This is a genomic window from Butyrivibrio sp. AE2032 (assembly GCF_000702965.1).
Genome location: NZ_JNLF01000005.1, coordinates 1,686,154 through 1,699,590 on the forward strand (window position 1 = coordinate 1,686,154; position 13,437 = coordinate 1,699,590).

9 protein-coding genes are annotated in these 13,437 nt (G+C 50.4%); 6 read left to right on the plus strand and 3 right to left on the minus strand.

The features are described 5' to 3' along the window. Positions 1–395 precede the first annotated feature (395 nt). The 5 genes from BO18_RS25120 to nspC are packed head-to-tail and all read left to right on the plus strand — an operon-like array spanning position 396 to position 6,041. A complete protein-coding gene (locus BO18_RS25120; protein ID WP_034450425.1) occupies positions 396–1,850 on the plus strand; it encodes an aminotransferase class I/II-fold pyridoxal phosphate-dependent enzyme in 1,455 nt (484 codons plus the stop codon). A gap of 16 nt (positions 1,851–1,866) precedes the next feature. Next, complete coding sequence (gene speE / locus BO18_RS25125) at positions 1,867–2,721, plus strand: polyamine aminopropyltransferase (RefSeq protein WP_034451760.1); 855 nt, start codon at positions 1,867–1,869, stop codon at positions 2,719–2,721. After that, positions 2,715–3,572, plus strand: coding sequence for an agmatinase (gene speB / locus BO18_RS25130; RefSeq protein ID WP_034451762.1), 858 nt, complete (start codon positions 2,715–2,717; stop codon positions 3,570–3,572). Before speE ends, speB begins: the two co-directional genes overlap by 7 nt. A gap of 16 nt (positions 3,573–3,588) precedes the next feature. Continuing rightward, on the plus strand, positions 3,589–4,848 hold the full coding sequence (locus tag BO18_RS25135; RefSeq protein ID WP_034450427.1) for a saccharopine dehydrogenase family protein: 1,260 nt from the start codon (positions 3,589–3,591) through the stop codon (positions 4,846–4,848). 5 nt (positions 4,849–4,853) lie between these two features. Then, a complete protein-coding gene (nspC, locus tag BO18_RS25140) occupies positions 4,854–6,041 on the plus strand; it encodes a carboxynorspermidine decarboxylase (protein ID WP_034450428.1) in 1,188 nt (395 codons plus the stop codon). A gap of 24 nt (positions 6,042–6,065) precedes the next feature. Here nspC and BO18_RS25145 read toward each other — a convergent pair whose 3' ends face one another. After that, a complete protein-coding gene (locus BO18_RS25145) occupies positions 6,066–7,055 on the minus strand; it encodes a hypothetical protein (RefSeq protein ID WP_034450429.1) in 990 nt (329 codons plus the stop codon). A 56-nt stretch (positions 7,056–7,111) separates the two neighbouring features. Further along, the gene (locus tag BO18_RS25150) at positions 7,112–8,020 is read right to left on the minus strand and encodes a DMT family transporter (protein WP_051689143.1); all 909 of its coding nucleotides are present in this window, start codon (positions 8,018–8,020) and stop codon (positions 7,112–7,114) included. Positions 8,021–8,181: 161 nt separating this feature from the next. Between BO18_RS25150 and BO18_RS25155 the strand changes: the two genes are divergently transcribed. After that, a complete protein-coding gene (locus BO18_RS25155) occupies positions 8,182–9,663 on the plus strand; it encodes a DHH family phosphoesterase (protein WP_034450430.1) in 1,482 nt (493 codons plus the stop codon). Between the two features lie 605 nt (positions 9,664–10,268). On the opposite strand, the gene BO18_RS25165 is transcribed toward BO18_RS25155, so the two are convergent. Continuing rightward, positions 10,269–13,328: an outer membrane protein assembly factor BamB family protein gene (locus BO18_RS25165; protein WP_034450432.1), complete on the minus strand. Its 3,060-nt coding sequence runs from the start codon at positions 13,326–13,328 to the stop codon at positions 10,269–10,271. Positions 13,329–13,437: the final 109 nt, after the last annotated feature.

Here is a 13,437-nt window from a genome sequence, read left to right on the forward strand (position 1 = left end):
CACTGTATAATTACCCGTGTTTTATGGAGACATAAGATATCCAGCAGAGACGAAGTTTTATCAGAGTCTTAGGTGATTTTACGGACCACTCTCTCGAAGAGTCAAGGCCATACGGACAGCCGGGTCCACTGCCGATGATCGGATCTTCCGGTCTATTGATTGAGTTAGAAGCTCAGTTTTATAAGTTGGTTACTTTATAACCGGATGCGTGAAAAACGCAAACTTGTGAAATGGTCAATAAGAGTAGTAAAAGTAGTATTGCTATATAGACTCTGCCCTATATTCGTCATACCGGTACGTTACGTGACGGCCGTATGTGGATAGTAAATGGTTATATTGAAGATCAGACGCAAGTTGTGTAATCACAGCTTGCGTTTTTTATATTGAGGTGGACTATGGACAGAACGGATCTGGATCAGACACGCGCGCCGATCTATGAGGCTCTTGAGAAATTCCGCGAAATGAGAGTCGTGCCTTTCGACGTGCCCGGACATAAGCACGGAAAGGGCAATCCCGAACTTACCGCGTTTCTCGGAGAGAAGTGCGTCGGTGTCGACGTAAACAGCATGAAGCCTTTGGATAACCTTTGTCATCCGATATCGGTTATCCGCGAAGCGGAACTCCTTGCGGCAGATGCTTTCGGAGCGAAAAACGCATTCCTCATGGTCGGCGGTACGACAAGCTCGGTGCAGAGCATGGTGCTCTCCTGCTGCAAGCACGGAGACAAGATAATCCTGCCGCGTAACGTGCACAGGAGCGTTATCAACTCGCTGGTCCTCTGCGGAGCCATACCGGTATATGTAAATCCTGAAGTCGATCACCGCCTGGGTATCTCACTCGGCATGAGCCGCGACCAGGTGAAAAAGGCGATCGATGCCAACCCGGATGCCGTCGCGGTCCTGGTCAATAATCCGACCTATTACGGCATCTGCAGCGACATCCGCGCCATCGTCAAGATGGCTCACGATGCGGGCATGCTGTGCCTTGCTGACGAGGCTCACGGAACGCATTTTTATTTCGGTGAGAACATGCCTGTTTCCGCCATGAAAGCAGGTGCGGACATGGCAGCCGTATCGATGCACAAGAGCGGCGGAAGCCTTACGCAGTCCAGCCTTTTGCTCGTCGGCGAGAATGTCAGCGAGAGACACGTAAGACAGATCATCAACCTTACGCAGACGACGTCGGGAAGCTATCTTCTCATGTCGAGTCTTGATATCAGCCGCAGGAACCTGGCGCTCCGCGGCAAAGAGGTATTCAGAAAGGTCGTCGAGATGGCCGAATACGCCAGGGAGGAGATCAACGCGATCGGCGGTTATTACGCATACGGACGCGAGATGATCAACGGCGATTCGATCTTCGATTTCGATCCGACAAAACTCAGTGTCCACACGAGAGACATCGGTCTCGCGGGCATCGAAGTCTACGACATCTTAAGAGACGAATACGACATTCAGATCGAGTTCGGCGACATCGGAAACATACTCGCATATCTTTCCATCGGCGACAGGATGCAGGAATTGGAGAGGCTCGTAAGCGCACTCGCCGAGATCCGCAGAAGATATAAGAAAGACCCCGCAGGACTCTTAAGTCAGGAATATATAGATCCGGAGGTCGTCTGCAGTCCGCAGAGCGCGTTCTATTCCGCGAAGAAGAGCGTTCCTCTCAAGGACAGTATCGGTCAGGTCTGCAGCGAGTTCGTTATGTGCTATCCGCCGGGAATCCCGATCCTCGCGCCGGGCGAAAGGATCACTGCGAACATAATAGAGTACATTCAGTATGCCAAGGCAAAGGGCTGCTCCATGACCGGTTCCGAGGATCCGGACATTAACAACATCAACGTTCTGATATAAGGAGGGACCAAAGCGAATGAATCTGTGGTTTAGTGAATATCATGCGCCCGATGTGCGTCACAGTCTCCGTGTCACGAGACATCTTTATTCGGGCAAGAGCGACTATCAGCAGATCGACATCTTCGACACGCCCGAGTTCGGAAAAGTACTGGCTCTTGACGGAGACGTAATGCTGACCGAACGTGATGAGTTCATTTACAACGAGATGATCACGCACATCCCGATGTCGGTTCATCCCAACGTTTCGGACGTTCTCGTTATCGGCGCTGGAGACGGCGGTGTCGTAAAGGAGCTTACGAGATACGAGAGCGTAAAGCGCATCGACCTGGTCGAAATGGATCCCCAGGTAATTGAAGCCTGCCGCACATACCTTCCCGAAAACGCATGCAAGCTTGATGATACGCGCGTGCATATCTATTTCGATAACGCGCTGAGATTCATAAGAAGGAGCTGCGACGAATACGACCTCATCATCGTCGACTCCAACGATCCGTTCGGACCTTCGGAAGGCTACTTCACGAGGGAGTTTTACGGCATCTGCTACAACGCTTTGAGGAGTGACGGCATCATGGTCAACCAGCAGGGAAGCCCGTTCTATAAGCACGATGCCGAAGCGATGCAGAGGAGCCACAAGAGGATCGTAAACACGTTCCCGATCAGCCGCGTCTATCAGGCGCATATCCCGACATATGCGGCCGGCTACTGGCTGTTCGGTTTTGCGAGCAAGAAATATCATCCGATCGACGATTTCGACGAGGAGAGATGGAAGAGCCTGCACCTGAGCACGAAGTACTATACGACCAAGCTTCACATAGGCTCGTTCTATCTGCCGGCATATCTCGAGAAGATGCTGATGGAGGTGGAATCGTGAACAGGAATGTAGAGACATTTATCGGCTGCGACGGTTCATACGAAGAGTCAGGCATCGTGCTGTTCGGCGCGCCTTTTGATTCCACGACGAGCTTCCGGCCCGGCGCGAGATTCGGAAGCGCCGCGATCCGCCACGAGAGCTTCGGCATAGAGACGTACAGTCCTTATCAGGATAAGGATCTGACGGACATCAAAGTCTTCGACTGCGGTGACTTGGAGCTCTGCTTCGGTTCGCCTGAAGCGGCGCTTAATGACATCGAGGAGCAGACAAGAGGGATCCTTAACGACGGCAAGCTTCCCATAATGCTCGGAGGCGAACACCTCGTCACCTTAGGCGCGGTAAGAGCGGTCTTTGAGAAGTATCCGAAAATGCACATCATCCATTTCGATGCGCACGCGGATCTGCGTGACGACTATCTTGGTGCGAACTTAAGCCATGCCTGTGTCATCAGGCGCTGCCACGATCTCGTTGGTGACGGAAAGATCCACCAGTTCTGCATCAGGAGCGGCGACCGTGAGGAATTCCGTTTTGCGGACAGCCACACGGACATGCATAAATTTGATTTCGACGGGCTCAAGGAGCTTTGCGAGGAGCTAAGTTCCGACAAGCTTCCCGTCTATCTCACGATCGATCTCGACTGTCTCGATCCCTCCGTGTTCTGCGGTACGGGAACACCCGAGGCAGGCGGCGTGAACTTTACCGAACTGCTTTCCGCGATCATTGAGGTCAGCAGGACGGAGATCGTCGGAGCGGACGTAAACGAGCTCGCGCCGATGCTCGACCAGAGCGGCGCGTCGACTGCGGTTGCGTGCAAGGTATTAAGGGAATTGATCCTTTCCATCAATAAATAATCAGGAGGAACAGGTTATGAGCAGAGTATTGGTAATCGGATGCGGCGGCGTTGCAAATGTTGCGATCAGAAAGTGCTGCCAGGCAGATGACGTTTTCACGGAGCTTTGTATCGCGAGCCGCACAAAGTCCAAGTGCGACGCTTTGGCAGAAGCACTTAAGGGAAAGACAAAGACTGTCGTTACGACCGCGCAGGTTGATGCTGACAAGGTCGATGAGCTTGTTGAACTTATTAATTCTTATAAGCCCGATCTCGTTATGAACATCGCGCTTCCTTATCAGGACCTGACGATCATGGACGCCTGCCTCATCTGCGGCGTCAACTATATGGATACGGCAAACTACGAGCCTGAGGATACGGACGATCCGGAGTGGCGCGCAATCTATAAGAAGAGATGCAAAGAGAAGGGATTCTCCGCATACTTCGACTACAGCTGGCAGTGGGCTTACAAGGAAAAGTTCGAACAGGCCGGCCTTACCGCGCTCCTTGGCTGCGGCTTCGATCCCGGCGTTACACAGGCTTACTGCGCATATGCGAAAAAGCATGAGTTCGACACCATCGACACCATCGATATCTTAGACTGCAACGGCGGCGATCACGGCTATGCTTTCGCGACAAACTTCAACCCCGAAGTAAACCTGCGCGAAGTCTCCGCTCCCGGCAGCTACATCGAAAACGGCAAGTGGGTGGAGATCCCCGCCATGAGCATCAAGAGAGAATACGATTTCGATGCCGTCGGCATGAAGGACATGTATCTTCTCCACCACGAGGAGCTGGAATCTCTTGCGGTAAACATTCCCGAAGTAAAGCGCATCCGCTTCTTCATGACTTTCGGACAGAGCTATCTTACGCACATGAAGTGCCTGGAGAACGTAGGCATGCTATCCACGACGCCCATCAATTTTGAGGGTCACGAGATCGTGCCCATCAAGTTCCTGAAGGCGCTTTTGCCCGATCCCGCGAGCCTTGGTCCCCGCACTCACGGCAAGACGAATATCGGTTGCATCTTCACGGGCAAGAAGGACGGCAAGGACAAGACTTACTATATTTACAACGTCTGCGACCACCAGGAATGCTACAAAGAAGTCGAGAGCCAGGCGATCAGCTATACGACCGGCGTACCCGCAATGTGCGGCGCGCTGATGCTCCTTACGGGCAAGTGGACCGAAAAGGGCGTTCACACGGTAGAGGAGTTCGATCCCGATCCTTTCCTTGACGCGCTCGATAAGTACGGTCTTCCCAGAAGCGAAAACTTCGCTCCCGTATTAGTGGACTGACAGCCATGGATCAGGTTTTCGACGGCGTATCATCTGTTCTGAAAGCGGGGCAGGGTCTGAAGACCCCCTGTTATGTCATCGATGAGAAGAAGCTGGAGCGGAACGCGGAAGTTCTTGCTTCAGTCATCTCTCATACGGGATGCAGGATACTGCTCGCTCAAAAGGCATTTTCGAATTACGATTTCTATCCTTTGATCTCCGGATATATTTCCGGAACTGAGGCGAGCGGTCTTTTCGAAGCAAAACTCGGAAAAGAAGAGATGCCTGAAGGTGAGGTGCACGTGTTCAGTGCGGCATACCGTGATGACGAGATCAGCGAGATCATATCATGTGCGGACCACATCGTTTTCAATTCGATATACCAGTTAAAGAAGTTCGGACCTGCCGCAAAGAAAGCAGGCAGGAGCTTGGGTCTGCGCATCAATCCCGAATGCTCGACGCAGGAAGGACACGAGATCTACGATCCGTGCGCTTCCGGGAGCCGCTTGGGCGTGACGCGCGGGATCTGGGACAGGGAGATGACGCCTGAAGCGATAGCGCTTCTGGACGGCATACATTTCCACACGCTCTGCGAGCAGGGTTCGGATGCGCTGGAGATCACTCTCCGCGCCGTTGAGGAAAAGTTCGGCGACATCTTGCCGCAAATGAAATGGCTCAACATGGGCGGCGGACATCATATAACAAAGGCCGGCTATGACGTGGCAAAACTCGAAGAGCTGCTCATATACGCAAGGGACAAGTGGGATGTTCAAGTCTATCTTGAGCCCGGTGAAGCTGTTGCGTTAAATGCGGGTTATCTTCTTACCCGCGTGCTCGATATAGTCGAAAACAACGGCATAAAGATCGCAATCCTCGATGCCAGCGCCGCGTGCCACATGCCTGACGTCATCGAGATGCCGTACACTCCGCCGCTCTTAAATGCAGCAAGCGATAACTCAAAGAAGTACTGTTACAGGCTTGCCGGCCCCACATGCCTCTCGGGTGATGTGATCGGGCAGTACGGTTTTGACGCGGAACTTAAGACCGGCGACCTGCTCGTTTTCGGCGACATGGCGATCTACACGACATGCAAGAACAATACTTTTAACGGAATGCCGCTGCCGGACATCTACAGATTAAAAGAAGACGGCCGCGCGGAAAGACTTACTGATTTCGGATACTCTGATTTTAAGCGCAGGCTCGGGTCTTCATGAAATGTTCCATATGGAACCCTGATATCAGCGTTTTAAATAATCGATAATGCCCTGTATGATCTCGGGGTTCGGATATCCCTTGCCGTTTTTGCCTTCTATGCCGTACAGCATTGCATACGCGAAGTTGTCCGCCATGCATTCTTCGGGATCGACAACGTAACCGGTGTTGGTTCCGAATACTTCATCGAAGTTCGATGCCTGATCCGGTGTGTAGAAGATGTCCGTTCCGTCCGTCGGCACCAGTGCCGTCCCGCTGCACGTCATGAAACTTGCCCTTGCCTTATCGTAATGCATCGTGGTCACATAATCCGTGAAGCAGTCGACTTCTTTTCCGTCGATGATGAACGTCGCGTAAGAGTTGTGATGCTCGACGTCAGGGTTTGATATGTGATACTCGAAAACGCTTTCCGGAAGTTCATAATCGGAATCCGTAACCGTGAAGTGGATGAGCGAATACATCTCCTCCCTGAAATCGGGATTGCATCTGGTAAGGCAGTGGAAAAGCTCGTGCCACAGCAGCTCATCGAAATAATCCGTCGCTCCCGGAATGGCGTCCATTAATGTATATGTCGAAATGAGCACGCCGCTCAGATATATCTGCGTGCCGTGCGTATAGCCGCTGGCGCCGCCTTCCTCCTGCATTGTGGTCTTTATGAATACGATCTCGTCGATCTCCGGAAGGACATAACCGTTCTTTTCAAGGGTCTTTTCCATCTTTCTGATATGACGGTCCATAAAGGATCTCTCAAAGACCGTGAAATCCTGAACCTGTGAGGCTGCAAACTCTTTGTATTCGTCCATTGTCGCACCGGTCTTCTGCATCTTGAAATCGAGATCGTTCTGCGAGAACGCATCGTAATACTGATCATTTGAGAGCATCAGCTCGCGCCCTTCCTTTGCGGAAGCATAGCGGTGCGGGATCCGGACCCTGTCCTTTCCGAAAGTGCAGGAGCAGAGGCAAAAAGCCGTTACAACGATCAGCATTACGGCTGAAACACATTTTTTCAAGTTCATATTATTATCCCCTTTTCGATCCTGAGAAGATCATTTGGCATTATAAGTTTATAAATTTAAGCCGGTTCACTATGCCCCTTTTTCACGCTGAGAACGGCGATCGCGCCGAGCACCAGTAAAATTCCGAGAACAGCTATGACGCCGATGCTCTCCTTCATGACGAACACGCCGAAAAGCGTGGCCGCCACAGGCTCGATCGTCGCAAGGACGGCGGCCTTTCCGGCAGTCGTTCTGTTGAGTCCGAGAGTATAGAGCAGGAACGGGATGACAGCCGTGACGACCGAAGTCAACACGACGAATCCGAGCAGTCCCAATTTGCTTTCCGTATTTGCTATCTTGCTGAAAAGATCAGCGGGATCCGCAACGAAAACGGAGCCTGCGCCTGCGATGAGGAACGTATAGCAGGTTACGGTGTAAGGCGTATATTTCTTCAGGGCGAATGTGCCGAAGATGCTGTAAAGGCCGTAGCCCAGACCCGAACCAAGGCCTGCGAGAATGCCGCCTAACGTGACCTTTCCTCCGAATCCGGATACGAGGACGCAGCCCGCAAAAGCGAGGATGAGAGCGATCACTTTCTGAAGCGAGATCTTTTCCTTGAGGAATATTATCGCCAGGATCATGACCCAGATTGGCGAAGTGTAGAGAAGGATCGCGGCCGTGGACATGGTCATGAGCCTTATGGCCGTGAAGTAGCAGCAGGTGAAGAACAGGATGCTCACAAGGCCGAGCGCAAGGAAAAGAGGTATGTCCTTCGGGTTTATCTTAAAGCCCTTCGGATCTTTTATGAGGAGTATGACGGCGAAAATAAGACCTGCCATCGTAAGCCTCAGGCAGGCGACCTGGATGGATGTGAATCCCAAGCCGTTCAGGTGGCGTACAAAGATGCCCATGCTTCCCCAGAACAGTCCGGCAATTATTATCAGGATGTCGCCTAATGCGCCGCTCTTTGTTTTCGTGCTCCCCATATCAGACTTCCGTGTTTCCGTTCTTTTCTGACATTACCGTCCTTCGCGGACGACACGGATAACTTAAACTATATGTCTTCACATTGCAACATAAGCGGGGTGCGTTTACTCATGCTTTTTGGTAAAATACGGGAACATGATTTATACGATCGGGGAAGTATATGGAATTAAAGAACCTTTTAAAATTCGACAATATCGTGATCCAGTGTCACGATAATCCGGATGCGGATGCGCTTGCGTCAGGCTATGCGCTGAAGTGGTATTTCGAGCAAAACAAAAAGTCAGTAAAGTTCATTTACAGAGGCAGGAATGAGATCCGCAAGAGCAATCTGATCATCATGGTAAGAGAACTTGAGATCCCCGTAAGTTACGAGCCTTTCTTTGCAGAAGAGCCGGATCTTCTCATCACTGTCGACTGCCAGTACGGCGAGAAGAACGTCACAAAGACGGAAGCAAAAAGAGTTGCGATCATCGACCACCACAGACAGGTAGTCGATTCCGTAAGATCCCTCACGCATATCAGCAGCGACATCGGCAGCTGCGCGACGGTCGTCTGGGACATGATCAAGAACGAAGGCATGGACCCGAACGACAACAGACTTGTCGCTACGGCTCTCTATTACGGCCTTTTCTCCGACACCAACAAGCTGTCGGAGGTCTCCCACCCGTTAGACAGGGATATGATGGATTCTCTCATCTACAACAAGAGCGTCATCACATCCATGGTCAATTCGAACATCTCTCTCGATGAGCTCATGATCACGGGCAAGGCCATCCTGAACTACGAGTATCACGACAGCAACAAATATCTGGTCATCGAGGCCGAGGCTTGCGATCCCTGCATCCTGGGCGTCATAAGCGATTTCGCGCTCGAGACCGAGAATGTCGACGTCTGCCTTGCTTTCTACGTTACCAATTATGAGGTCAAGTTCTCCGTCAGGAGCTGCTCGCGCGAGGTATACGCCAATGAGCTCGCGGCTTTCCTGGCTGACGGTATTGGCGGCGGCGGCGGCCATATGCTCAAGGCCGGCGGCACCATCAGGGCAGAGCTCCTTGACAGGCCCGCGAAGGAAGTCCTCGAGGAGAGGATGGTCCAGTATTATGACAGCTATGCCGTAATCTATGCCAAGAACACCACTCTCGACACATCGAGAATGAAACGCTACAAAAAAGTCCAGCAGTCTCTCGGTGCCGTTAAGCTCACTGATGTTTTCCCCGCGGGAACACCGATCAACATAAGAACTCTCGAAGGAGACGTTGATACCGTCGTCGAGAAAGATGACTACCTCATGATCGGCATCGAGGGTGAGATATATCCCATCAAGGAGCAGAAGCTCATGAACTCTTACCAGTTCACGAATTTCCGCTACACCAGGGACTTCGAGTACGAGCCGCGTATCAGGAACACCTCGACAGGCGAGATCAAGAAGGTCCTGCCTTTTGCCCAGACCGTAAGATCCACCGGCAGCACGATCATATTCGCAAAGCCTCTGGAGCAGCCCGTAAAGCTCTTCACGGCATGGTCCGATGACAAATATTATTCCGGCCGTGTAGGCGACTATATCGCAGTAAGAGCCGATGACGAGCACGATATCTACATCATCAACATTGATATCTTCGACAGGACATACCAGGCACTGTAATAAACGGTTTTTCCGTAAAGTAACACTGTTAATTCGCAACCCGCGCCCACAAACGGCGCGGGTTGTTTGCTGTCAGGCGGTTTCTGTGAGGCAGGATGCGGTTTTTGAAATGTATACCGGGAAGGTTCCGGAAAGATTTCGGGCTGGTTCCGGGAAGGTTTCGGTAAGGTTCCGGGCTGGTTCCGGGAATGGTTTTGGTAAGGTCAGGACGCAATATGCTGAAATTATCCCGTTTATTCATTTTTCGAGACTTTGGGATAAAAAACGGGCATGAATTTATCCCGCAGAAAGGTTTTTGGACGGTTTGGGATAAAAATCGGTCATGAATTTATCCCAAGTGAAGTGTTTTTGAAAGTTTGGGATAATTTGCCGTTTAAAATTTATCCCAAATCGCGAAAAATAAGGCCTTCGGGATAATTTGCCTTTTGTGGCGGGATGTTAGTTACGGGTTGTATGGCTAAGGTATCGAAATCCGGGAGAATTCTTGCGTTTCGATACCTTCGAAAATACAAGGTATCGGAATCCGGGAAAACTCCTCTTTTTCGATACCTGCTCAAAGAAAAAAAGTATCGGAAACAGAATAAAACTTCCATTTCCGATACCCGTCAGATACCGTATTCAGCCCGTACCTCTTCAGACAGTTCATGACCGTCCAGGATCCTCTTTCCCTTTTCGATCAGATCATCCACGGTATAGTGATCGATGTAACCTACCCGGCAATCGTCTTCTGTCATATAAGAATATACGAAGAAACGGTCGGATTTCTCATGATAGCAGTATACACCGCGTACATCGGCCACCTCGACCCAGGTCTCCGTGTCGAAGATGTTTATTTCGTCGCCGTTCTGGATGAAGAGCAGGTGGTTCTTGTCATCAAAACGGAAAGTGGCAGCGCCGCTTCCGTAGACGCCCATCTCGTATTTGTTCAGAAGCTGGCCTGTAGTCCCATCGCGCAGGATAAGGAAATTGTCGGCAACAATATACAGGATGCCATCTCTGAAGGTCGCGCTGTAGCGGGCGGAGCTCTTGAATGTGAAACTGTACATTTCCTTAAATGAACTGTCGGTTACAAAGGCGTTGCATCCGTCCGTGAAGAAGAACTGCGAGCCGTCCTCAGATGCCGTAAAAAAGTATTTTGCCGAGACATTTTCCATCCACTTGCAGGGAATCTTTATTTCCTTGAGCTTCATGGATTCAAGGTCTGCAGCAATGAGCCTGTTCCCCAGCGGGATGAAAGCCTTGTTCACATCCTTGAGGTAGTAAATACCGCGGAAGAAGGTGCTTGCGTCTTCTCCGACATCAAGAGTCTTGAAATCTTTTGAATGGGAACCGTCAATATCCGAGACTGTTACGTCAAGCTTTGTGGTTTTTCTGGACAATGTGAAGCGTTTGCCGTTCGATATATAATCTAAGGTGTCAAATACTATGTCCGTATTTCTGACTTCCTCATGTTCAACATCGATAAGAAATGCTCTGTCTCCGAAGAAACCATAGTACTCATCATCGATGCGGTCAATGAAGAAATTATTAAGGAGGCTGTCGACGTCGGGAATATCATCAGAGAATATTAGCTCGCCATCTGCCATGTTGACAGCGCTTACCCTGACGTCATGCGTGTTGTGTACTCTTGCCGCGATGATAAGGAGATCGTCTTCCGTATAGAAGGTTTGATACGATGATCCTGTCACAAAGCCGCCATAAGAGGAGATCTCCGTCCATTCGTCATCCTGAAGATAACGGTTGTAACAGATGATATCGCAACCGTCTCTCGGAACAGTATAGAGCAGTTCGTTTACTTTAGCGAAGGTTATATCCTTGCCGAGAAGCTGGAATTCGGCCATGTTGTTGTTATCTGCACTTATCGTGAGAATGTATTCACCCTGTCTGCAAATGAATTCGGGGAAGTCATTGTGGTTGAAATCATCAACAGCAATGATCGTACTGCCGGTGGCGTATTTATTGAGCTCTTCGCCTGTATCAATGTCGCGGATCGTCGCGGTTTCTCCTAATGCAAATAATACTGCGTTACGGGAAGGAAGATTTCTGATATGGGAGCGGAGCACAAGATCCGATACGGTCAATTCCGATTCCCAGTCCTTGTTTGAAACGCAGTCAAAGCAGAACAGATTCACCGACTCTTCAGCTATGAATGTCATCTCATTGGAATAGGCCGTGGAATAAAGCCCCGTGCCGTTAGTGGTTATTGCACAGGCATGATCGTTGTCGATGAATTCCAAATTATAGAATAAGTAACCGTAGACGGGCTTGGAGACGGTTGTTCCCGTTGTCTTATCGTAAATATGGACATAGCCTTCATCATTGAAGATAAAGCTGTTATCGGTATAAGCGAAACGGTTTCCGTCAGGTGAAACGGTAAGACAACAGATATCATCGAAAATGGCAGCGTCTTTTACCTGATAAGTATTCTTTATGCTTCCGTCTCTCGTTGTCAGCTCTATTACCCGGCCATCGCCGGCATCGAAATAAACCGCATGAGAACTGTATACGACATCATCTTCTATGAAGGCAGCTTCCTTTTCCGAATCGTAAGACCAGATAAGATCGCCGGTCTCGTAACTGTATGCTTCGATACGGTAATCGTAAGTCAGCATGAGCAGATCATCGTCCAGGAACGTTATGTTTTTCGGAACCTGTTCGCATTCATTCTCGAAAGTGCATTTGTGCGAAAAAGCATCCCAGCAGTATGCCTTTCCTCCCTGGTCAAGTGCTGCCAGGTAGTGTTCGTCATCCGAAGCGGCAAAGTGTGTTATCGGCTTATCCGTCTTGTAATTCCAGCATGGTGTGTATTGTGAACTGGCAATGCAACTATATGCGCCTGTCGCATCAGTGAGGGCGCGGACAGCCGTAGACGTTACCGGCATCTTCTTGTTCGAATCATTGGGAAGTGCCGCGAGCGCCAGGTGGATCGAATCGGTTCTCCTTCCCTCTGCCAGGAGCTGCTCAGATTCATTTGAAAGATAAGCCGCTCTGCTCCGGAGGGATTCGAGATATGTACTGTTTATCCTGTTGTTGCTGTAGATCATGTAGCCAACGAATGCTGCCATCGCTGCGAAAACAACACCTGCCAGAGCGGCCGCGCGCCTTATCTTGTACTGTCTTGTCCTTCTCTGGAGCTCATCGTACGAGCATCCCAAAAGCGCGGACGCAAGCCTGGGAAGCTCTTCCTTGTCTGCCGTGGACATCGGCAGCCTGTAGTCGCATGACAGCGGCTCGACCGGCACCTTTACCGTGTGAGGGAAACCGTTCTCGTCGATATACTGTTTTTCAATCGAGAGCAGTTCTTCGGGGATAACTTCGAAAGGCTCGCCGTCGCAGAGCACGGTCAGGATATTATTCGCCGAATGGGTCTGAAGGAAAGTCTTTATCTCTCGTTTTACCCAGTAGGATTCTTTTGTGTTCGTTGAGCAGATGACGATGAGGTATTCGGCATTCTGCAGAGCCTGCGTGATCGTTTCCGTCAGGTCGCTCGTAATAGGAAGCTCGTCCTTATCCCTGAAGATACGTGTGATCTTCTGGTGCCTGATCTTTCCGCGGAGTTTATGCGGAACGTGGAAGTGCTCGAGCTTTTTCTGAACGTGCTCGGCGATCTTGGAATCAAGCGGCGCATGTCTGTACGATATAAATGCGTTGTAGAAATCGATCATGATGTAATCCCTTTGCTTTAGTTGGTTCTTGCGGTAATAGTAACATAAATTAATATATTATGCCTTGACGATACTATTACAGCTTGGGTCGAGCCTGTGTTGCATTGAA

Excerpts from the sequence above, each read along its gene's own strand:
- BO18_RS25120 (WP_034450425.1), top strand. The coding sequence starts at position 396 with ATGGACAGAACGGATCTGGATCAGACACGCGCGCCGATCTATGAGGCT.
- speE (WP_034451760.1), top strand. The coding sequence starts at position 1,867 with ATGAATCTGTGGTTTAGTGAATATCATGCGCCCGATGTGCGTCACAGT.
- BO18_RS25135 (WP_034450427.1), top strand. The coding sequence starts at position 3,589 with ATGAGCAGAGTATTGGTAATCGGATGCGGCGGCGTTGCAAATGTTGCG.
- nspC (WP_034450428.1), top strand. The coding sequence starts at position 4,854 with ATGGATCAGGTTTTCGACGGCGTATCATCTGTTCTGAAAGCGGGGCAG.
- BO18_RS25145 (WP_034450429.1), bottom strand. The coding sequence starts at position 7,055 with ATGAACTTGAAAAAATGTGTTTCAGCCGTAATGCTGATCGTTGTAACG.
- BO18_RS25150 (WP_051689143.1), bottom strand. The coding sequence starts at position 8,020 with ATGGGGAGCACGAAAACAAAGAGCGGCGCATTAGGCGACATCCTGATA.
- BO18_RS25155 (WP_034450430.1), top strand. The coding sequence starts at position 8,182 with ATGGAATTAAAGAACCTTTTAAAATTCGACAATATCGTGATCCAGTGT.
- BO18_RS25165 (WP_034450432.1), bottom strand. The coding sequence starts at position 13,328 with ATGATCGATTTCTACAACGCATTTATATCGTACAGACATGCGCCGCTT.